General features: G+C 69.3%; 18 protein-coding genes. 8 read left to right on the top strand and 10 right to left on the bottom strand.

Annotated elements, in window-relative coordinates; translation table 11 throughout:
* Positions 1-52 precede the first annotated feature (52 nt).
* From NBG84_RS23650 to NBG84_RS23675, 6 genes are all read right to left on the bottom strand, one after another.
* Complete coding sequence (locus NBG84_RS23650; protein WP_250921655.1) at positions 53-628, bottom strand: SigE family RNA polymerase sigma factor; 576 nt, start codon at positions 626-628, stop codon at positions 53-55.
* A 516-nt stretch (positions 629-1,144) separates the two neighbouring features.
* A complete protein-coding gene (locus NBG84_RS23655) occupies positions 1,145-2,200 on the bottom strand; it encodes an aspartate-semialdehyde dehydrogenase (RefSeq protein ID WP_250921656.1) in 1,056 nt (351 codons plus the stop codon).
* A 53-nt stretch (positions 2,201-2,253) separates the two neighbouring features.
* A complete protein-coding gene (locus NBG84_RS23660) occupies positions 2,254-3,522 on the bottom strand; it encodes an aspartate kinase (protein ID WP_250921574.1) in 1,269 nt (422 codons plus the stop codon).
* Between the two features lie 227 nt (positions 3,523-3,749).
* Positions 3,750-4,406, bottom strand: a complete 657-nt coding sequence (locus NBG84_RS23665) for a DUF5063 domain-containing protein (RefSeq protein ID WP_250921575.1) — start codon at positions 4,404-4,406, stop codon at positions 3,750-3,752.
* Positions 4,399-4,998, bottom strand: coding sequence for a recombination mediator RecR (recR, locus tag NBG84_RS23670; RefSeq protein ID WP_250921576.1), 600 nt, complete (start codon positions 4,996-4,998; stop codon positions 4,399-4,401). Before recR ends, NBG84_RS23665 begins: the two co-directional genes overlap by 8 nt.
* A gap of 74 nt (positions 4,999-5,072) precedes the next feature.
* Positions 5,073-5,408, bottom strand: a complete 336-nt coding sequence (locus NBG84_RS23675) for a YbaB/EbfC family nucleoid-associated protein (RefSeq protein ID WP_250921577.1) — start codon at positions 5,406-5,408, stop codon at positions 5,073-5,075.
* A 328-nt stretch (positions 5,409-5,736) separates the two neighbouring features.
* On the opposite strand from NBG84_RS23675, the gene NBG84_RS23680 reads away from it, so the two are divergent.
* Complete coding sequence (locus NBG84_RS23680; protein ID WP_250921578.1) at positions 5,737-6,483, top strand: SLATT domain-containing protein; 747 nt, start codon at positions 5,737-5,739, stop codon at positions 6,481-6,483.
* A 213-nt stretch (positions 6,484-6,696) separates the two neighbouring features.
* Here the strand turns inward: NBG84_RS23680 and NBG84_RS23685 are convergent, their stop codons facing one another.
* Positions 6,697-7,344 (bottom strand): hypothetical protein, encoded by a 648-nt coding sequence (locus NBG84_RS23685; protein ID WP_250921579.1) that lies wholly within the window; start codon positions 7,342-7,344, stop codon positions 6,697-6,699.
* A 588-nt stretch (positions 7,345-7,932) separates the two neighbouring features.
* Entirely contained in the window at positions 7,933-8,610 is a 678-nt protein-coding gene (locus NBG84_RS23690) for a GntR family transcriptional regulator (protein WP_250921580.1), read from the bottom strand.
* A 68-nt stretch (positions 8,611-8,678) separates the two neighbouring features.
* On the opposite strand from NBG84_RS23690, the gene NBG84_RS23695 reads away from it, so the two are divergent.
* Positions 8,679-9,125, top strand: coding sequence for a hypothetical protein (locus NBG84_RS23695; RefSeq protein ID WP_250921581.1), 447 nt, complete (start codon positions 8,679-8,681; stop codon positions 9,123-9,125).
* 170 nt (positions 9,126-9,295) lie between these two features.
* Here NBG84_RS23695 and NBG84_RS23700 read toward each other — a convergent pair whose 3' ends face one another.
* Positions 9,296-10,723, bottom strand: coding sequence for a glycosyltransferase family 39 protein (locus tag NBG84_RS23700; RefSeq protein ID WP_250921582.1), 1,428 nt, complete (start codon positions 10,721-10,723; stop codon positions 9,296-9,298).
* Between the two features lie 109 nt (positions 10,724-10,832).
* Between NBG84_RS23700 and NBG84_RS23705 the strand changes: the two genes are divergently transcribed.
* Positions 10,833-14,609 (top strand): nSTAND1 domain-containing NTPase, encoded by a 3,777-nt coding sequence (locus NBG84_RS23705; protein WP_250921583.1) that lies wholly within the window; start codon positions 10,833-10,835, stop codon positions 14,607-14,609.
* Positions 14,610-14,748: 139 nt separating this feature from the next.
* Entirely contained in the window at positions 14,749-16,257 is a 1,509-nt protein-coding gene (locus NBG84_RS23710; RefSeq protein WP_250921584.1) for a TerD family protein, read from the top strand.
* A 109-nt stretch (positions 16,258-16,366) separates the two neighbouring features.
* Here the strand turns inward: NBG84_RS23710 and NBG84_RS23715 are convergent, their stop codons facing one another.
* On the bottom strand, positions 16,367-17,737 hold the full coding sequence (locus NBG84_RS23715) for an aspartate aminotransferase family protein (protein WP_250921585.1): 1,371 nt from the start codon (positions 17,735-17,737) through the stop codon (positions 16,367-16,369).
* A 170-nt stretch (positions 17,738-17,907) separates the two neighbouring features.
* On the opposite strand from NBG84_RS23715, the gene NBG84_RS23720 reads away from it, so the two are divergent.
* The 4 genes from NBG84_RS23720 to NBG84_RS23735 all read left to right on the top strand — a co-directional run bounded on the left by NBG84_RS23720 (position 17,908) and on the right by NBG84_RS23735 (position 21,414).
* Positions 17,908-18,570 carry a type 1 glutamine amidotransferase family protein gene (locus NBG84_RS23720; RefSeq protein WP_250921586.1) on the top strand — a complete coding sequence of 221 codons (663 nt, stop codon included), beginning with the start codon at positions 17,908-17,910 and terminating at the stop codon, positions 18,568-18,570.
* Entirely contained in the window at positions 18,567-19,013 is a 447-nt protein-coding gene (locus tag NBG84_RS23725; RefSeq protein WP_250921587.1) for a MarR family winged helix-turn-helix transcriptional regulator, read from the top strand. The genes NBG84_RS23720 and NBG84_RS23725 overlap by 4 nt, the downstream gene beginning before the upstream one ends.
* Positions 19,014-19,072: 59 nt before the next feature.
* Positions 19,073-20,854 carry a serine/threonine-protein kinase gene (locus NBG84_RS40755; RefSeq protein WP_285367480.1) on the top strand — a complete coding sequence of 594 codons (1,782 nt, stop codon included), beginning with the start codon at positions 19,073-19,075 and terminating at the stop codon, positions 20,852-20,854.
* A gap of 71 nt (positions 20,855-20,925) precedes the next feature.
* Positions 20,926-21,414, top strand: a complete 489-nt coding sequence (locus NBG84_RS23735) for a hypothetical protein (RefSeq protein ID WP_250921588.1) — start codon at positions 20,926-20,928, stop codon at positions 21,412-21,414.
* Positions 21,415-21,429 lie beyond the last annotated feature (15 nt).

Consider the following 21,429-nt stretch of genomic DNA (forward strand, 5'->3'; position numbering starts at 1 on the left):
TCCGGCCCGTCCTGCCCGGCGCTCTTGCGGTCGCCGCTTTTCCTGTCGCCGCTCATTTCGTGGCCTCCATGACGACGCGCAGCGCCGCGATGCCCCGTGAGCCGTACGCCTTCACCGATCCCAGGGATATACCCAGCGTCTCGGCGACCTGTGCCTCCGTCATATCGGCGAAGTACCTCAGGACGAGGACCTCGCGCTGACGGCGCTGGAGTCCGCGCATCGCCTTGATCAGGGCGTCGCGCTCCAGTTGGTCGTACGCGCCTTCCTCCGCGCTCGCCATGTCCGGCATCGGCTTGGAGAGCAGCTTCAGCCCCAGGATGCGTCGACGCAGTGCCGATCGCGAGAGGTTGACCACCGTCTGCCGTAGATAGGCGAGGGTCTTCTCCGGCTCGCGCACCCGATTGCGCGCCGAGTGAACGCGGATGAACGCTTCCTGTACGACGTCCTCACAGGAGGCCGTGTCGTCCAGGAGTAGTGCGGCGAGTCCCAGCAGCGATCGGTAGTGCGCGCGGTAGGTCTCGGTGAGGTGGTCGACGGTGGTACCAGCGGCCATCTGTCCGTCAGTGCTCTCGCGCTGGGACGGCAGACGGGTGGTACGGGGTGTGGGCATGGGTGCGATCACCGGCATGCCGCCGGGCGCCCGTGTACGGGGCTTGCGGACCGGACGCACCGAAGCGCCGCGGATGGGGGCCGTTGAACTGCCCTGGACCAGGCGCATGGAAGCGCTGACCGGGACCACCCCTGGGATGTCGAGTACCTCTGCCACATCTGTTGGACACGCTTCCCCCCGTTAGGGTTGTACGCGTACGCCACCGCTTTTGGCGATGTTCCTGCAGGCTTCATGCGTACTCGCTCTTCCCCAATGCCCCATTTTTCGCGGCACCGTATAGCGGCGACCGCAAAGACGCCTTCCGTCGGACTGCTGGTTGCAGGCCGGGGAAGGTGATTTCTGGATGTCCACACAGCCCGGACCAAATGGTACAGAGCTTCAAGTTCTGCACAGGTTGCTCACAGCTCGCGCACTGATCCTACAAACGTCAGGTGTGCTCGTGTCCAGGGGTAATTGGCTACTTTGATCATCGCGGATCGCCCGAGGAGGATCATCCGAGCCGAGGTCAGAACCCAGCCGGAGCTCGACCAGCGGTCAGAAGGGGAGCTCGGCCGCGATGGCCTCGGCTATCTGCGCGGAGTTCAGCGCGGCCCCTTTGCGGAGGTTGTCACCGCAAACGAAGAGGTCCAGCGCGCAGGGGTCATCCGGGGAGCGCCGGACCCGGCCGACCCAGGTCGGGTCGGTGCCGACCACATCGGCGGGGGTGGGGAAATCGCCTGCCGCCGGATCGTCGTAGAGCACCACCCCTGGCGAGGTGGCGAGGATCTCGTGCGCCCGCTCCACCGTGACTTCGTTCTCGAAGCGCGCGTGGACCGCTAGCGAGTGGGTGGTGACGACGGGCACCCGGACGAAGGTCGCCGCCACCCGAAGCCTGGGGAGTCCGAGGATCTTGCGGGTCTCGTCGCGCAACCCCAGTTCCTCGGAGGACCAGCCGCCGTCCTGGAGCGTTCCTGACCAGGGCACCACATTGAGGGCCAGGGGCGCGGGGAACGGCTCCGCCCGGTCACCGACGGCCCGGCGCACATCGCCCGGCCCCGTGCCCAGTTCCGTACCGGCGACGAGGGACAGCTGATCGCGCAGTGCGCTCACCGCTTCCCGTCCGGCGCCGCTGGCGGCCTGGTACGAGGCGACGACCAATTCCCGTAGCCCGAACTCGGCGTGGAGCGCGCCGATGGCCGGGATGAGAGCGAGGGTGGTGTCGTGGGGGCTGGCGACGATGCCGCGCGGACGGATCCGAGCCGCATGGGGGTTGACCTCGGGGACGACCAGCGGCACATCGGCGTCAAGCCGGAAGGCCGCGGAACTGTCCACCACCACCGCGCCCTTGGCTGCGGCGATCGGCGCCCACCGCGCGGAGACTTCCGCGGGCACCAGGAAGAGGGCGACATCGACACCCGTGAGCGCTTCTTCGCTCAGCGGGATGACTTCGCACACCTCCCCACGTACGACCAGCTTGCGGCCGGCCGGACGCGGGGAGGAGACAAGGCGAATATCGCCCCAGATGTCCTTGTGCTGAGAGAGGATCTGGAGCATCACCGCACCGACGGCCCCGGTCGCTCCGATGACCGCGAGCGTCGGTTTACCGGCCATCGTCCCGGCCACCGCTCATCTCCGTGGTCACCGGTCGACGCTCCAGTCGCGGGTCATCGCCCGGTTCCTCCATAGACGACGGCCTCATCGGAGTCGCTGTCGAGACCGAAGGCGGTGTGGACCGCGCGGACGGCCTCGTTCACATCGTCGGCGCGGGTGACCACCGAGATACGAATCTCAGATGTTGAGATGAGCTCGATATTCACTCCCGCGTCCGAGAGCGCCTCGAAGAAGGAGGCGGTGACGCCGGGATTGGTCTTCATCCCCGCGCCGACCAGGGAGATCTTGCCGATCTGGTCGTCGTAGCGCAGTGAGTCAAAGCCGATCGAGGACTTTGCCTTCTCCAGTGCGTCGATCGCCTTCGCGCCGTCCGTCTTGGGAAGGGTGAAGGAGATGTCGGTGAGGGCCGTGGTCGCCGCCGAAACGTTCTGGACGACCATGTCGATATTGATCTCGGCGTCCGCGATGGTGCGGAAGATGGCCGCGGCCTCGCCCGGCTTGTCGGGCACCCCGACGACCGTGACCTTCGCTTCGGAGACGTCGTGGGCGACTCCCGAGATGATGGCGTGCTCCACCTGGTCTCCCTGCGGCTCGTTGCTGACCCAGGTACCGCGCAGTCCCGAGAAGGACGAGCGGACGTGGATCGGAATGTTGTATCGGCGTGCGTACTCGACGCAGCGGTGCAGCAGCACCTTGGAACCGGACGAGGCCAACTCCAGCATGTCCCCGGAGGAGATCCAGTCGAGCTTGCGAGCCTTGGGGACCACCCGGGGGTCGGCGGTGAAGACGCCGTCCACATCGGTGTAGATCTCGCAGACCTCGGCCTCCAGCGCCGCGGCCAGTGCGACGGCGGTGGTGTCGGAGCCACCACGGCCCAGGGTGGTGATGTCCTTCTTGTCCTGAGACACACCCTGGAAGCCGGCGACGATGGCGATGTTGCCCTCGTCCAGCGCGGTACGGATCCGGCCCGGCGTCACATCGATGATGCGCGCTTTGTTGTGGACCGAGTCGGTGATGACGCCTGCCTGGCTGCCCGTGAAGGACTGGGCTTCATGCCCCAGGTTTTTGATCGCCATGGCCAGCAGAGCCATGGAGATGCGCTCTCCCGCGGTCAGCAGCATGTCGAATTCACGCCCGGCAGGGATCGGGGACACCTGCCCGGCAAGATCGATCAGCTCATCCGTCGTGTCACCCATCGCCGACACCACGACGACCACCTGGTGGCCGTTCTTCTTGGCATCCACGATCCGCTTGGCGACGCGCTTGATGCCCTCGGCATCGGCAACGGAGGAGCCGCCGTACTTCTGCACGACAAGGCCCACGTGCGCTCCTCGCTCGGTTTTCTCCACCAACAGCCGGGTGCTGCGGTCGGCTCAGTCTAACGAGCGGCCGTGCTACGTCCCGGGGCAGTCACATGGTGAGATGCCCCGCTCAGCAGGTGATCACGGTCGCTCTGGTCCGACTCATGCCCGACAGCGGTGGACCTACGCGGGATGTGCGGCGGGTCACAGCCGGCACCCGTCGCACCCGGCACCCGCCGTCGAAGGCCTCAGGTGGTGCGCAGCCCCAGCGGGACGGCGATCTCCTCGGCCATCACCCGGCCGGCTTCCTCCGCCAGGGCCTCCTCGCCCAGTTCCTCGTCCGTGTCCAGCCCGTCCAGCTCCTGAAGCGGCTGGTCGAGACGGACGTGGGAGACCAGCGACTGCAGGGCGCGCAGGGTCGCGGAGGCGGTCGGTCCCCAGTTGGAGAAGTACGAGAACTGCCACCACCACAGCGCCTCGCTGGTACGACCCGCACGGTAGTGGGCCAGGCCATGGCGTAGATCAGTGACGATGTCGGCGAGATTGTCGGAGATACGGAAGGCAACCGGCGCCTTACGCGGCTCATAGGGGTCGAAGACCTCGGAGAACACGTCCACGGGGTCGAGCAGGACGGCGAACCGTTCCCGCAGCTCGTCCAGATCGGGCTCCGGGCCGGTATCCGGCTCATAGCGCTCGTCCGGGACGATGTCCTCGTGTGCGCCCAGTCGTCCACCGGTCAGCAGGAGTTGTGAGACCTCCAGCAACAGGAACGGCACGGCGCTATCGGGCTCGTCGCCCTTGGCGACTTCCGTGGTCGCCACGATGAAGGACTCGATCGAGTCCGCGATCTGGACCGCGAAATCGGCGGGGTCATGATTCACCGCGTGCAGCATGGCATCAGACATCGAGAAGTCGTCTCCCCTCGAAAGCACGCCCAAGCGTGACCTCGTCGGCGTATTCCAAGTCTCCCCCCACAGGCAGACCACTGGCCAGCCGAGTGACCCGCATACCCATGGGTTTGATCAGGCGAGCCAGATAGGTGGCGGTCGCCTCGCCCTCCAGATTGGGGTCCGTGGCCAGGATCAGCTCGGTGACCACACCATCAGCGAGACGCGTCAGCAGCTCACGGATGTGCAGGTCATCGGGGCCGACACCCTCGATGGGGCTGATGGCCCCGCCGAGGACGTGATAGCGGCCCCGAAACTCCCGGGTCCGCTCGATCGCGACCACGTCCTTCGACTCCTCCACCACGCAGATGACGGAGAGGTCCCGACGCGGATCGCGGCAGATATTGCACTGTTCCTGCTGCGCGACATTTCCGCAGATCGCACAGAAGCGGACCTTGTCCTTCACTTCCAGCAGCGCATGAGCGAGACGACGCACATCGGTCGGCTCCGCCTGGAGGATGTGGAAGGCGATCCGCTGCGCGCTCTTGGGACCGACGCCGGGCAACCTGCCCAATTCGTCGATGAGGTCCTGAACTACGCCTTCGTACAACGGATTGCCTCTCCCATTCCTTCGGCTGCCGCACTTCTACGGTTCGTACGTACGGTAGTTGCTCATGCGCCCCATCAGAAGGGAAGTCCCGGCATCCCGCCGAGTCCTTGTGCCAGCGGACCGAGCTTCTGCTGCTGGAGCGCGTGCGCATTGTCGTTCGCGGCCTGGACGGCGGCGACGACGAGATCGGCGAGCGTCTCCGTGTCCTCGGGGTCCACCGCCTTGGGGTCGATGACCAATGCACGCAGCTCACCGGAGCCGGTGACGGTCGCCTTCACCAGACCACCGCCCGCCTGTCCATCGACCTCGGTCTCCGCAAGCTCTTCCTGGGCCCGAGCGAGTTCCTGCTGCATCTGCTGGGCCTGCTGGAGGAGCTGCTGCATATTGGGCTGGCCACCACCGGGGATCACGGGTCACTCCTGGCGCTTCGACAACATGGTTCGTACGCCGAGCCTACGTGGTCACCGGACGGCTCGCTGCATGCCGAGACGGCAACTCTTTCGTGTGAGTATCCTGCGGGTCCTCTACCTGATCACGGCATATGTGTGTGCGGAAATACTGGGATTTCCGCCCCAGTGCCCACCATTTGGCGGTAGGAAAGACATGCGCACCAGAACGTGCGCTGCATACGCCAGGCGCGTCCGCACCTATTTCACACCACCAGATAACACAGGGCAATAGAAAAACCACGCCCAGTAGTCATCATGGCGGCCATATCGCTACAAGAGGAGTGCCCCGGTGAGCCAGCCGGAGATGCAGCCCGGGGGGCCGGCCCGGGACGAGCGCGGTGAGGTAACGCGCGGAGACCTGGCTGGAAGGCCTTTTCCGCTCGGAGACTGGGGAGAGCCCGCGCAACGGCTGGACGAGCTGTACCGGTGGGTCGAGGCGGGTGCGCTGCGTACGACGGAGTGGTACCTGGTGGACCGGGTATGGAAGCGGCGTACGGGACGGGTGTTGCGCGGAGGTGCGGCCCTCGGGGTGGCGGCCGGCGCTACGCTCCCGCTGCTCGACCTCACCGAAATGGTGCCCGGAGCGGCCGGCTGGGGCTATCTCTCCCTACTGCTGGGCGCCGCCTGCCTCGCGGTCGACCGGTACTTCGGGGTGACCTCGGGCTGGATGCGGAATGTGGCGACAGCCCAAGCCGTGCAGCGACGATTGCAGCGGTTGCAGTTCGACTGGGCGTCGGAGAGCGTACGGGAGATCCTGGGGCCGACGGAGGGCACCGCGAGCGAGGCCGCCGAGCGCTGCCTGGGCGTGCTCAGAAGCTTCTCGGAGGATGTGACCGAGTTGGTGCGGAGCGAGACGGCTGACTGGATGCGCGAATTCGCGGGTGCCCCGGCGCCGCTGGTGCTCCAGTCGCTTCCGCTACCCGCGAGCGGGAGCTTCCGTGCGGTGGAGAGCTCCACGGCCGGAGGCCGGGCGGGGTTGCCGCCCGGGACCCGGCCGAACATGCCCAGACAGCGGCCCCCGGAGACGCCCCGCTGACGAGCGCGCCCACGGACGACGGCCGCTGCGGGTGCCGGCTCATCCCTCCAGCGGCTCACTCCCCCAGTGGCACCCGGCGAGCGACTTCTCGGGCCCACTGAAGGAACGGGCGATTCCGCAGGCCCGCAGGAGGAACGGGCGACCCCTCGGGCCCACAGGAGGAAACGGAAGGGCGGCCGAACACCGCGGCCGCAGAACAGAGTGGAGCACCCGTCAGCTAAAGATGATCATGGACCCTTGACTCAGGCTGCGTATGGCTGCCGTGTGCAGGCCAAGCCATACGTGCCGCTCCCTGGCGAACGGGCTGTCGTCCGATATCGGCCCGGCCGGCTCCTCCAGCTCCGTGGGGCGCACCGGTGGCGTGGGAGGTGCCGGAGGGTTGGCCGGATCGATGCCGATCGACGGTGCGACGAACTCCAGCTCCCGCAATAGCCCCTGAGCGGAACCGAGCGGCCCACCGCCCGCGAGTAGCTCATCGCTGGAGAGCGGGGCCGCGAAGTCCACGGGCACATACGCGCCCGCGTGGTCGTAGTGCCACACCAGATGGGAGCCCTGCGCCGTGGATTCGAACATCTCCAGCAACTGTTCGTAGTCACCGCCGAGTTCGTCCACCGGAGTGACGGCCAGACCGCATAGCTGGAGCAGATAGGCGCGCCGCAGGAAGTGCAGCGCGTCGTAGTCGAAGCCGGCGACCGGGGCGACATCGCCGGAGAGCCCGGGCATATAGGCGAAGACGGGAACGCTGGGCAGCCCGGCTGCGGTGAGCACCTTGTCGTAGGAGGCGATCTCCTCTGCGAAGGGGTTGTCGGGGCTGTGACACAGCACGTCGACGAGGGGGACCAGCCACAGGTCACAGGCCAAGGAGGGCTCGCTCTCCAGTAGTTCGCGCGCCGCGCGCGCAACGGTCAGGGCGGGACGGGCGGGGCGGTTGACGATGGCGATGGCGTCGGGGGAACCGTTCGCCCTCCGTCATCGGTCGACTCCTCCCGTCAGGTCCGGTCACCAGCGGTTGTCTCTGGTGCGGCGCCCGGCCGGTGGCCGGGGTGGTACCCGAAGGGTGCGTGCCGCCTTTCACCCACTGCATGCCCTCTTCGGAGTTGCCGAAAGCGTAATGCCGTGGCCATCGGGAGGCGACGGCCGCACCCTCTCTCCCGACCGATTTCCATCCGTCACGGCCAGTCGCCCGGCCCGTCGGGAGCGGATACGAGGCGAGGTCGCGCTCGCCGCACCGCTGGGAGCGGATACGAGAGGGGATCCCGCACTCCGAAGGGTTCGGCCCTTCCTGACGGGTGGTCCGCTGAGCACGGGAGGAGGACCTGTGCGCCCGGGGGATGGGGATGGCCCACCCGCCCTTTGGTGTGCCGAATGCCCGTTGGTGTCGTCGAGTCGTCGCGTCGCGACAACCAGTCTCGCGCCGAGCGCGCAACGCCCAACCTCCCCTGGGTGCGTTCACCGCTCCAATCGATCGGCCCAATGGAGCGCCTGTTCGTTGTAGTGACCGATCGTCGCTCGCGCCGCCGCCATGTCCCCCAGGCTGACGGCGTCGATCAGATCCTCATGACCGCACCACAGCCACTCCCGACGGCTGCTGTCCGCCCGCAGATGCGGTACGGCGAACACCCAGCTCTGCACCCTCAACTGATGGAGGAACCCGGAGATATAGCAGTTGGCGGTGATGGAGCCGAGTTCGGCCCAGAACCGCAGGTCATAGCCGATGTGAATGTCCAGGTCGCCGCATCGGGCGGCGCGTGCCGCCTCCTGGGCCCGACGTCGCACCGGCAGCACCGACTTGGGACGGACACGGGTGTGCCCACTGTGCTCGGCATGGCGGATGATCCCGTCCATGACCAGGGCGCGGGCGTCGACCATATGGCGGTAGTCAGCGACCGAGAACTGATGAACCTTGAAACCCCGGTGCTGATCGGAGTCGAGCAGTCCCTGGGCCGAGAGGTCGACCAGGGCCTCGCGCACCGGCGTCGCGGAGACCCCGTACTGCTCGGCGATCTGTTTGACCGTGAACTCCTGCCCGGGCAGCAGCCGCCCGGCCAGCACCTCGTCACGCAGCGCGTCCGCGATCTGCTGCCGCAGCGTGCTGCGGGTGACGGAAGTGCTGCCGGGGCCGGGCATCGATGGCTTCTCCTTCGCAGGGGTCCCGGACACGATAGGCCAGTCGGAACGAGACAGGTGAGGTCCAGGTGTCTGAGGAATTGTTCGAGGCGGCAACGGGAGACGGCCCGCCGGTACCGCAGGAGGGCTCGGACCGGGCTACTGAGGTGCGCAAGGCCTTCGCCGGGCTGACGCAGATACGACGTTTGACGGGTACGGCTCCCGCCGCCTGGGAGCTCAACCAGATGGTGCGTGCGGTCGCCTTGGCACTGGAGGCCGCGGGTATGTCGCCGTCCGCGGTCGGCGCCGACGGTACCCGGGTGGCCACCGGGTACCGCGTACGGCCCGGGGATCGGCCCGGCATGGTGTGCGTGGACTGGTTGGGGCCCGCCGGCAGCGGCGCGGCGCAGGAGGAGGAACAGCGCCTCGGGGAGTGCGCCGAGGCGCTGGGCGCCGCAAGCTGGGAGGCCCTGCTCTACCGAGGCCCACGCCGCCGGCGCTTCCTTGAGGTGGAGCCGGCACCGGCGCGCCCCTGAGGGAGCACCGCCCTGGCGGGGAGAGCGGGGAGCCGCGTCGAGACACCCCGACACCCGCCCCTGGTCCCTTACCCGCCCCGCTACCCGGGCCCCCACGGGTTGACGGAACCCCTAGGGGCACCCCCGGGCCCAACGCAGGATGCGCCAAGCCCGGATCGACGCGCTCCGACTCATGTCGACCAGCCGCATCCCACACCCCGGACGTACACACTGATCCGCGCCTGCCCCTCGACCCTCTCCCCGCACAGGACAAAGGCATCGCGCAGCACCTCCCGCTTCACCCGCTCCCCCGCCACCTCGTCCCATGGCTCCCCCGCCAGGTCCTGGACGACCACCACCCGGCCGTGGTGTGCCAACATCCCGGCCCTGATGTCCCGGGGCTCCAGCTCCGTCCCGAACAGCGTTCCGGACTCCCTCGGCGCCTGTTTCAGGGAGAGGTCCCTCAGCCCGGCGAACTCCCCCGGATGCACCAGCGTCCATGCGCGCCGCCGCATCGGGGTGAAGAGCAACCCGTCCCCGGCCCGGGATGTCTCGGCCACCGCCGCCGCGACGGCCCCCACATCACTCTTGCGGCTCTCCGGCGTCCGCAGGTGCGGCCCGTGGGAGACGAGTACCAGCAGCGCCGCCGAAGCGCTGGCCGCCGCGAGGACCCGGGACCAGTAGCGGTCGAGCACCGCGCCGACCAGCAGGGCCAGACCGATGACGTACGGCAGGACATAGCGGTCCACGAACAGCGGATGCACCAGCGATACAAGAAGCAGTAACCCCATCGGCACCACCAGGAGCGGTAGCGCGACCGCGCGCACCCGGGCCCCGCCCGATGTGCTGGCGCAGCCCCAACCCACCAGGGCCAACGAGCCGTAGGCGGCCAGCTCCGAAACGTTGGGGCGGCCGATCCAATCGACCTGTGCGGCCTGGGTGGTGCTGAAGAGCGCGAGCGGCGCCAGCCCCGCGATGACGCATCCGGCCGCGACCCGCCAGCCGCGCGGCCAGGGCCTACGGACCGTCAGCGCGTGGGCCGCCAACACCAGCACCGCGAACTCGTGCAGCAGACAGGCCGTCAGCATCGCCCCCGTGTAGGCGGCCCAGCGGCGTTCCAGCAGCAGCCAGGTCGCGCCGGTGACCAGCGCGCACACCAACGTGTAGGAACGCCCCTCCTGGGCGAACCGCTGCACGACCGGCAGCAGCGGCAGAAGGAGCCCGGCCAGCAGCCCGGCCCGTGGACCGGCGAGCCTCCGACCGATCAGCGCCACTCCGGCCGCCGTCGCGCACATCGCCAGCACCGACGGAAGCCGCAGCGGTACCAGTCCGGGCCCGGTGACGGCGAAGACGCCGTGCATCAGGAAGTAGTACAGACCGTGAACGGCGTCCACCGAGCCGAGCGTGTGCCAGATCTCCGGCACGGTCCGCTCAGCCATCTCATAGGTGACCGCCTCATCGCCCCAGAGCGTGCCCTCGCGGCCGATGCCCCACAGCCCCAGTACGAACATCAGCGCGGCCGGAGGCAGGGCGATGAGCGGCGCGGACACGGGGCGGGCGGCGGGCGGCTGCCGCTGCCGGGGCAGTGCGCGAACGAGCGGTGACGCGATTTCGATCATCTGGCGAGTCCACCGGCCACGCCGTTGATTGGCAGGCCCCCCACGCCGTGTCAGTCAATTCCACTACGCTCCGAAACCGGGAAAGCCGCCGGTGGGGACGGGAGGGGCCATGGGGCGCCAGGAGAAGCCGTTGGACCCAGGGGCCGGACCCGTGCAGCGATTCGCCCATGACCTGCGCGAGCTGCGCCGGGCCGCGGGTGGACCCACCTACCGCGAGATGGCCCGCACTTCGGTGTACTCCGCGCCAACCCTCTCCGCCGCCGCGTCCGGGGTTCGGCTACCCACCCTCGCGGTCGCCCTCGCGTACGCGGCCGCGTGCGGTGCGGAGCCGGCCGAGTGGGAGAAGCGCTGGCAGGAAGCGGCCGACTCCGACCCCGGGCCAGCGCCGGACGATGGTGGCAACGCCCCCTATCCCGGCCTCGCCCGCTACGGTCCGGAGGACCGCCACCACTTCTTCGGGCGCGATGAGCTCATCGCCGATCTGGTCGCACTCACCCGGCGGGCGCCCTTCGCCGCCCTGGTCGGGGCGTCCGGCAGCGGTAAGTCATCGCTCCTGCGGGCCGGGCTGATCCCCGCCCTGCGCGAGATCCGGGGTGATCAGTCACCGGCCGGTTCCCCAGAGCCGCCGTCGGTGATCCGCATCCTCACCCCGGGACCGGCCCCCGCCCGTACCCATCGGGCACTCTTCACCGAAGGTGCGCTGGTTCTGGTCGACCAGTTCGAGGAGGCCTTCACCCTCTGCCATGACCCGGCCGAACGAGCCGCGTTCATCGAACTGCTGGTGAACTCGGCAGCGCGGGTGGTCATCGCGGTACGCGCGGACTTCTACGGTCGGTGCGCCGAGCACCGAAGCCTGGCGGCGGCGCTGAAGGAGAGCGTCCTGCTCGTCGGACCGATGGCCCCCGAGCAGCTGCGCGAAGCGGTGGTGGGCCCCGCGACGGCCGAGCGGCTGATAGTCGAGCGCGGTCTGACCGCGCGGATCGTCGCCGATGTGGCCGATGAACCGGGCGGGCTGCCGCTGATGTCGCACGCCCTGCTGGAGACCTGGCGACGCCGGCGGGGACGGACCCTGACCGAGACGGCGTACGACGCGATCGGCGGTGTGCAGGGCGCGATCGCCCACACCGCCGAGGAGGTCTTCGCCGACTTCACCGAAGCGGAGGCGGCGACGGCCCGGCTCCTTCTGCTGCGGCTGATATCCCCGGGCGACGGCGGCCAGGACACCCGCCGCCCCGCGGACCGTACCGAGCTGCTCCATCTGCCAGGCTCCGAACGCGTCCTGGAACAACTGGTCCACTCCCGTCTGCTGACCGTCGACGCATCGGCCGTGAACCTGGCGCACGAGGCCCTGATCACCGGTTGGCCCCGGCTGCGGCGGTGGATCGAGGACGATCGCGATCTGCTGCGACTGCACCGCCGGCTGATGGACGCGGCCCGGAACTGGGAAGAGCTCGAACGGGAGCCGGGAGCGCTGTACCGGGGCGGACAGTTGGAGTCCGCTCGCGAGGCCTTTGGCCTACCGGCGGCCATATCCCGGCTCCCCCAGCCGTCGGGGGGTCCGGCCCGGCTGCTGGCCCGGGTGCGACGCGGGGCACCCGCCGAAGCCGCTTCGTCCGATGTGGCGCAGCGGAACTCCGCCTCCCGGCTCACCCCCCAGGAGCGCGACTTCCTGACCGCCTCCCTGGCCGCGTACGACAGCGAGCTACGCGCCTCCGCCCGCACCACCCATCGCCTACGGGCCCTGACCGTCGCGCTCTCCGTCCTGCTCTGTCTCGCCGTCATCGCCGGGTTGGCGCTCTGGGAACAGAACCAGGCGGGTGAGCGCCGGGCCACCGAGGCCGAGGCCCGGCGCACCGTCCAGGTGGCGTCCGTACTCCGGGAGTCGGACCCCCGGGCGGCGATGTGGCTGAGCCTGACGGCCTGGCAGTTGGCCGACCTGCCCGAGACCCGGCAGGCGCTGCTCGAAGCGGCGGCCCAGCCGGAGGTGGACAGCTTCACTCCAGCCCTTCCGGAGTCCGATGCCCCGGAGAACAGCGTCTGGGTGCGCTACAGCGCCGATGGCCGGACCTATCTCAGGGTTTCCCCCGACCGTGTCGACACCTGGGATGTGGAGTCTCGGGAGACCAAGGAGGAGTTGCCCGGGCTCGGTGACCACGCGGCACGGATCGTGGAGATCGCTCCGGATCTGCGTACGGTCGCCGTCCGCACCTCGCGGGGCATCCGGCTGTGGGATCTGGCGGCCGGCGGACTGGTCGGCCCGGCGTTCGGGCCGATCGGCCGGGACATGGAGGGATACTTCGCCCCTGGCGGGAGACTCTTCGCGGTCTACGCTCGCGGTGGTCGGCTCCAGCTCTGGGACACCCGCACCGGCCGCCGGCTGCTGGACACCGGGGACGGTCAGAGCATCCGCCGGGCCGCGGTCTCCGCCGATGACCGGCTGCTGGCGTACTGCCCGGACGACAAGCCCCTCCAGGTCTGGGACGTTCGCGAGCAGCGCCGACTGTCGGTCCCCTGGCTGGGGAAGGCCGGAGCCTGCGGGGACGGCGAGTTCGCCTTCACCCCGAACAGCCGGTCCATCGCGGTCACCTCGGCAACGGGCGTGCGTACCTGGGAGGTGCGATCCGGCCGTGAACTTCCGGCCATCGTCCTGGACGGTATGCCCCGGCTGGCGTTCAGTGCCGACGGCGCCCATGCGGCGACCCTGACCGGCAACACGGTGAGGATCTGGCGTACCGCGCTGACCGGCTCACCGATCCATGACATCCCCGTCAGTGGTTCCGGGTTGTCCGATCTGAGGCTGGACATGGCCTCGGGGGTGTTGCGCTACACGGCGGGTTCGGAACCCAGCGAGAACATACGAACCGTCGCCTTCGACAAGCCCAAGACCGAGACCGAGACCAAGGCAAGGAAGTGGGAAGCCACCCCGTTCATCGGTGCACGGTTCGGCCCGGACGGTACGAGACTGGTCACCCTTCGGCCCGGGGTCTATGAACTGCGCGACGCCAACGGCCGATTGCGCACCCGGTTCCCCGGGCCCCGGTCCGCCGAGAGCCCGTACGACATGCCCATGGCCATCAGCTCCGGCGAGGACTTCCTCGCCCGGCTGAACCCCAGGGGCCGGCTGGTCGTCCACCGGATCGGCTTCCCGAAGGACGATGTGACCTTCCCCGCGCGCCCGGACATCAGCGCTCTCGCCTTCACCGCCCACCGGACGGTCGCCGCCTCCCGTTCCTCCATGGCGGCCAAGTCCATCGATATCGCGGATGCCGAGAAGGGTTCCTGGCACACCCTGCGCCGAGGAGCGGACGGAAGGATTCTCACCTCCTCCTGGGACGGCCTGCTCTTCACCGATGAACGCCAGGTGGTCGCCGCTGAGGACGGCACCGTGCGCCGGGCCATGAACAGCGAGCAGTGGCCGGTGTCGATGGCCGTCAGCGCGGACGGGCTCTACACGGCCATGAGCGATCATCTGGGTCGCACCACGCTCTGGGAGAGCGGTGGACACCAGCTGCGCGCGGTTCTCGTCCCCGCCCGGGAGAGCGGATCGACCTCAGGCCAGGCGCCGGCCCTGGCGTTCTCCCCGGACGGCAGGACCCTGGCGATCGGGGGCGCGGACGGCTCCATCCGGCTCTGGGACACCTCCGAACCCCGCTCCAGCGGTTCACCGCTGCCCCGTGCCAACGGCCCGGTCCTGGCCCTGTCCTTCGACCAGAACGGATCACGGCTCCAGGTGACCACTCCGCACCTGGCCTCACGCTTGTATCCGCTCGATGCCCGGCACGCGGCGCAGACCATCTGCGAGCGGCTGTCCGCCACGCCCCTCTGGGAGGTGGATTGGGAGCGGCATCTGCCGGGGGTGTCCTATCGGCCGCGCTGCCCTTCCTAGAGGGGTGCGTCGAAGTCCGCGAGGGCGGGTCGGCGGGGGCCGCGGGTGGGCGGACGGACAGGTTCACCCCCCACAGACCGGGCACTTCACCAGGCTCACCCATCGACTTCACCGGGGACTCTTTGTCAGCATGTGCCCCATGACCCAGATCATCAAAGGCGCCAATGTGCTTGTCCCCACGTCCCGGCTACGGGTGGCGGTGGGCCGGAGCGCGGCGCCAGGGGTTCCCGGTGTGGATGCGTCGGCCCTGTTGCTCGACGCTTCGGGGAAGGTGCGTGGGGACGCTGACCTGGTGTTCTACAACCAACCGCAGCATCCATCGGGTGCGGTGCGACACAGCGGGACCGCACAGGGCAACGGGCAGCTCGCGGAGTGGCTGGAGTTGGACCTGGTGGGCATCGAGCCCGCGGTGCAACGGGTGGTGCTCGCCGCGTCCTGCGATGGCGGAGTCTTCGGAGCGGTGCCGGGGCTCTTCATCCAGGCGCTGGGGCCGGACGGGGTGGTGGTGATGCACTACGCCGTGACGGACGCGACCACCGAGACGGCCTTCGTACTCGGGGAGTTCTACCGGCGCAACGGGATGTGGAGGTTCCGGGCGGTGGGTCAGGGGTACGCCTCCGGACTCGCGGGGCTGGCAACGGACTTCGGCATCACCGTGGCGGAGCCGACCGCCCCACCCGCGCCGCAGCCGACAACACCGCCGGCACCGGTCCCCTACCAACCGCAGCCCGCACCGCCCCCGGCCTTCCAAGTCCCCTCCGCGCCGCAGGCGTTCCCACCGCCCGCCGCACCGGCGGCGTACGCGCACCCGGCTCCGGCCCCGTACCAGCAGCCCGCGCCACCGCCCGCACCCGCGCCCTTCCAGCCCCTGGCCGGGCACCCCGCTCCCGCCGCGTACCCACCGCAGGCGGCACCAGGGGGCTATCCGCCCCCCGCCGCGTATCCGGCATATCCGCGGCCCGCCGGACCGACCCCGTACCAGCAGCAGCCGTCGCCACCACCCGCGCACCAGCAGCCCGCGCAGCCCGCCCCGGTCGCTCCCCCGCCGGATCCCTTCGGCACGCTGCCCAGCTTCCACCCCTTCACCCGACGCGGGCATGGAACGGTCACCGTCAGCGTCGATGTCCCGCTACCGCCGGGGCCCGCGTTGATCGAGGCCTGGCGACAGGGCGACGGCTACTTCTCGGTCAAGTCGCTCTCCCACCGCCATGAGCCGGAGGACCGCTATTTCAGTACCGGTCTGACCGATTTCCGGGGCCGGGCGATCACGCGTATCCCGACCCAGGGTCAGCTGCGCCTTCGGGTCGAGGCGGACGGCAACTGGACCGTGGTGATCCATCCGCTCTCGGCGATACGCCGGCTGGACCGTCTCGCGGTGCAGGGCAGGGGCGACGAGGTCTTCGCCTACACGGGACCGCCCGCGGAGCTCGATGTGTCGTTCCGGGGCGACAGGTACGACCATGACGACATCACGATCACCACCCGGGCGCTGTTCGGCCCGGAGGATTCCTTTGACCACCCCGAACCGCTTCTGCGGGATGCGGTCGGCCCGTTCCGGCAGACCGTCCCCCTCTTCGAGGGACCGCTGTTCCTGACCGTGCAGAGCGAAGGGCAGTGGTCGCTGCACATACGCCCGCCCAGGACGTGACGGGGCCCGTCAGCGCCCGGTCCCGGACATGACGAAGGGCGGGCCCGTATCCCCAGGGCCCGCCCTCGTCGGTCTCCACGAGGCCGGTGCGACAGCGCTAGCGGTCGGCTCAGCCTTCGACGGTGTACCGGTCCGCGACCGTCAGCGCCGAGTCCAGGATCGCCAGGCCTTCCTTGGCCTCCGCCTCGCTGACGTTGCACGGCGGCACGGTGTGGGTGCGGTTCATGTTGACGAACGGCCAGAGGCCCTGCGCCTTGCACTCGGCGGCGAAGGCGGCCATCGGGGCGTTCGCCTCACCGGAGGCGTTGTAGGGCACCAGCGGCTCATGCGTCGCCCGGTCCTTGACGAGGTCCAGCGCCCAGAACACTCCGGTACCGCGCACCTCGCCCACGCTCGGGTGGCGCTCGGCCAGCTCGCGCAGGCCCGGGCCCAGTACGGTCTCGCCGATGCGGGCCGCGTGCTCGACGATCTTCTCGTCCTCCATCACCTGGATGGTGGCGACGGCCGCGGCACACGCCAGCGGGTGGCCGGAGTAGGTGAGTCCGCCGGGGTAGGCGCGGGTCTCGAAGGTGGCCGCGATCTCCGCGGAGATCGCCACACCGCCGAGCGGCACATAGCCCGAGTTCACGCCCTTGGCGAAGGTCAGCAGGTCGGGCACGACATCGAAGTGCTCGGACGCGAACCACTTGCCGGTACGGCCGAAGCCCGCCATGACCTCGTCGAGGATGAAGACGATCCCGTACCGGTCGCAGATCTCGCGCACGCCCTGGAGATAGCCGGGCGGCGGAACCATGATTCCCGCGGTGCCCGGGATGGTCTCCAGCACGATCGCGGCAATGGTGCCCGGACCCTCGAAGGCGATGGTGTCCTCCAGGTGCTGGAGGGCGCGCTGGGCCTCTTCGGCCTCGGTGGCCGAGTAGAAGGGCGAGCGGTAGAGGAACGGCGCCCAGAAGTGCACCACTCCGGAGGTGCCGTTGTCGGACGCCCACCGTCGCGGGTCGCCGGTGACATTGATCGCGGTGGTGGTGCCGCCGTGGTACGAGCGGTAGGCGGAGAGCACCTTGGGGCGGCTGGTGTGCAGCCGGGCCATCCGGATGGCGTTCTCGATCGCCTCAGCGCCACCGTTGGTGAAGAAGATCTTGTCCAGATCGCCCGGGGTGCGCTCGGCGATCAGCCGGGCGGCCTCCGAGCGCGGCTCCACGGCGAACGCGGGCGCGAAGGTGGACAGCTTGCCCGCCTGCTCCTGGATCGCGGCCACGACCTTCGGGTGCTGATACCCGATGTTGGTGTAGACGAGGCCGCTGGTGAAGTCGAGATAGCGCTTGCCCTCGTAGTCCCAGAAGTACGAACCCTCAGCGCCGGCGACGGCGAGCGGGTCGATCAGCCCCTGGGCGGACCACGAGTGGAAGACGTGCGCGCGGTCTGCGGCCTTCACGGCGGCGCCGGCCTGGGGATCAACGGGATGGGCTTGAGCGGTCATGGAAGAGAGCGTAAGGAACACCGCCGGGGGCTGACATCACCATCCTGTCTGTCCTGCGCCGCTTTCCTCGTCGTTCTGTCGGGTGCCCGAGGGAATTTTTGACAGCATGCTGCCACTATGACAGTCTTCTGTCATAGCTACTGAGGGCATACCCACCGAGGGAGAACACGATGAGCGGCACCACCATCCATCTCGCCGTCTACGACGACTTCGCCGACTGGGAGCCGGGTTACGCCACCTCCCAGCTCACCCAGCACGGCTTCACCGTCCGTACCGTCGGACTGACCACCGACCCCGTGACCACCATGGGCGGCATCCGCGTCCAGCCCGACCTGACCATCGACGAGCTGACGCCCGAGGCCATCGCGGACAGCGCGCTGCTGCTGCTCACCGGCTCCACCCGGTGGGACACCGGCGATGACCTCGCCCCCTTCGCCGCCAAAGCGGGTGGCTTCCTCGCCGCGGGCGTCCCGGTCGCCGCCATCTGCGGGGCCACGCTGGGCCTGGCCCGCGCGGGGCTGCTCGATGACCGCGACCACACCAGCGCCGTCTCCTTCTACCTCGCGGCCTCCGGCTACCAGGGCGGCGAGCGCTACCAGGAAGCCGACGCCGTCACCGACGGCGATCTGATCACCGCGGGTCCGACCGAGCCCATCGCCTTCGCCCGGGAGATCCTCGGCAAGCTCGGTGTGTACGAGGAGAGGAAGCTCGACGCCTGGTACCGGCTCTTCCATGACTCGGACGCCTCCGCCTACGCCGTTCTCCAAGGAGCCGACGAGCCGGCCGAAGGGGCAGCCGACGCGGCAACGGCCGATTCGCGCGGCACGTCATGAGCCGGTCGGAGCAGGACCTGCTGAGCCGGACGGCGCTGGGGATCTTCCGGTTGAACGGCCAGTTCCTCGCCGCGTCCGAAGAACTGGCCGCGCCGGCCGGGCTCACCGCCGCCTGGTGGCAGGTGCTCGGAGCCGTACTGCACGAACCGCTCCCGGTCGCCGGGATCGCCCGCGAGATGGGGATCACCCGGCAGAGCGTGCAGCGGATCGCCGATCTGCTGGTCGAGCGGGGGCTCGCGGCGTACGAACCCAATCCGGCGCATCGACGGGCCAAGCTGCTGCGCCCGACGGACGAGGGACTGGCCGCGGTGGAGCGACTCGGGCCCGGCCACGCGGCGCTGGCGGCGCGACTGGCCGAGGTGCTCGGTGCCGAGCGGTTCGCGGAGACCGCCCGGGTGCTGGAAGAGCTGTCCAAGGCGATGGACAGCGTCCAGAAAGGGTGACAAGAGCACTATCCTCAGCCCGGTCCGCAGATGTCGCGACTGGGGGAGGACACGCGGCGATGGATCAACTCACGCCCGGGGACCCACGGAGTATCGGTGCGTATCGGCTGCTGGCCCGGTTGGGGGCGGGCGGGATGGGCCAGGTGTATCTCGCCCGCAGCGACCGGGGGCGTACGGTCGCCGTCAAACTCGTACGGCGGGAGCTCGCCGAACAGGAGGAGTTCCGCGACCGCTTCCGGCAGGAGGTGCACGCGGCCCGCCGGGTAGGCGGCAACTGGACCGCACCCGTACTGGACGCGGACACCGAAGCAGCCGTGCCCTGGCTCGCCACCGGCTATGCCGCCGGTCCCTCACTGCGCTCGGTCATCGCCCAAGGGCCGCTGCCAGAACGTTCGGTACGCATCCTGGGAACGGGGTTAGCCCATGCGCTCACCGACATCCACGGCGCGGGCCTGATCCACCGCGACCTCAAGCCCTCCAACATCCTGATCACCCTCGACGGCCCCCGGGTCATCGACTTCGGCATCGCCCGCGCCCTGGAGACCGCGTCCGACGGAGGGCTCACCCGCACCGGCTCGGTCATCGGCTCCCCCGGTTTCATGGCCCCCGAACAGGTCAGGGCCACCCGGGTCACCGAGGCGTCCGACATCTTCTGCCTGGGCTCGGTACTGGCGTACGCGGCCACCGGCCAACTCCCCTTCGGCTCACCCGACAGCGGCCAACACGCGGTGATGTACCGGATCGCCCAGGAAGAACCGGAACTGACGGGAGTACCGGACGGCCTGGCCGATCTGGTCCGGGACTGCCTCCGCAAAAGCCCGTCCGAGCGGCCGGGGCTGACCGAGATCCTGGAGCGTACCCGGACGGAGGAAGGCGACGAGCCCTGGTTGCCGGCGGCACTGGTGGCCCGGCTCGGACGCCATGCGGTGAGCCTGCTGGAGGTGGAACAGCCACCGGAACGCACTCCTACGCAGGTCGTACCGGCCCCGGGCACACCACCAGGACCTGATCCAGGGGCCACCCCTCCCCGATCCAGTCCCACGCCACCCACTCCTCCGACCTGGCCCGCTTCCCCAGCGTTCACCCCCGCCCCCGCCGCTCCGGGGGCGAACTTCCCCACCGCACCCGGCTCCCTACCCACCCCCACCCCTGGGTCCGTACCACCGCCCGGCACCCCAGCGGGCTTCCCCCCGGCGCCCGGGGGGCCGCAAGGGCCTCACCCGGGCATGGGTTCGGCGGCCTCGCCCACCCAGTCAGCGCCCTACCTTCCCCAGCGACCGTCCTACCCCCACCCCCGGCCCCCGGCCAGGAGCACCCGGGCGTCGCAGTTCAGCGTCATCGCGCTGGGGGTGGCGGCCGTGCTGATAGCGGTGGCGTCGGGCAGTTGGGTGTACTACGCCCTCAAGGACCCGGACCAGGGTCCCCCAAACCCCCAACCGAGCCCCACACTGGCCGGCCCATCCCCCGAAGTGAGCACGACTCCCGCCCAGTCGCCCCAACCGAGCGGCGATCTACCCCGTCAGTACATCGGCACCTGGCGCGCCACCTTCGACTCGGGCGACGGCACCCACACCCGCCTGATGAAGATCAGCCAGGGCGCGACGGGCGAGAAGACCATGGTCCTCACCGGAACCGGCCCAAGCTACGACTGCCGCTGGTCCGCCACCCTCCAGAAGGCAGGGCCACCCCTGGAGTTGGGACCGACCCAACTGGACAGCGGCGACACCGGCAGCTGCTCGCCCGGCCAGTGGAGCCGACTGGAGTTGACGGGCACCTCCACCCTCATCCGCGAACTCGTCGGATCGGGCGGCACACCGCTGACGTACACCCGTACCGAATGAACTCTCAGACGCCGCAACTCCCGAGCTAGCATGGGCATTTCGCAGAAACGAACGCGGCATCGGGGGCAAGGATGACGTTCGACAGCGAATGGGCAGCCATGCTGTCCGACGCTCAGGAAAGGCAGACCACAACGCGGTTGAACCAGCTCGCACCTGATCCCGGCGGCTCTGGTAGCGGCGGTGGCGGCGCACCCGATCTGATGGTCGCTCAAGACGATCTCGGGGCGGTCGGCAGTGAGGCGTTCAGGGCACATGACCAGCTACGCAAGAGAGCCGACATCGCGGGAGCCGGCAGCGGTAGGAGCAGTTCAGGATCGACCGCCCAAGCCGCGAAGGAGTGCTCGGACCACCGCTTGGCCATGGGCGATGAACTGCTGGTGACACTCTCTCTTTGGGACACCCAAGTGAAGACGGTTCTCCAGATGTGTGCGCACATCTCCAATCACCTGAACTACACCAAGAAGTCCCACGCCAACGAGGAGGCCGAGATTGAGGCCAGCCTCCGCCACCGCAATGGGACAGCCGTACCGGTGTCCGACATCGTTCGGCTCATCAAGTGACTTAGCGGAGGAGAC

The organism is Streptomyces albipurpureus (assembly GCF_023701525.1).
GTDB classification, from domain to species: Bacteria; Actinomycetota; Actinomycetes; order Streptomycetales; family Streptomycetaceae; genus Streptomyces; species Streptomyces albipurpureus.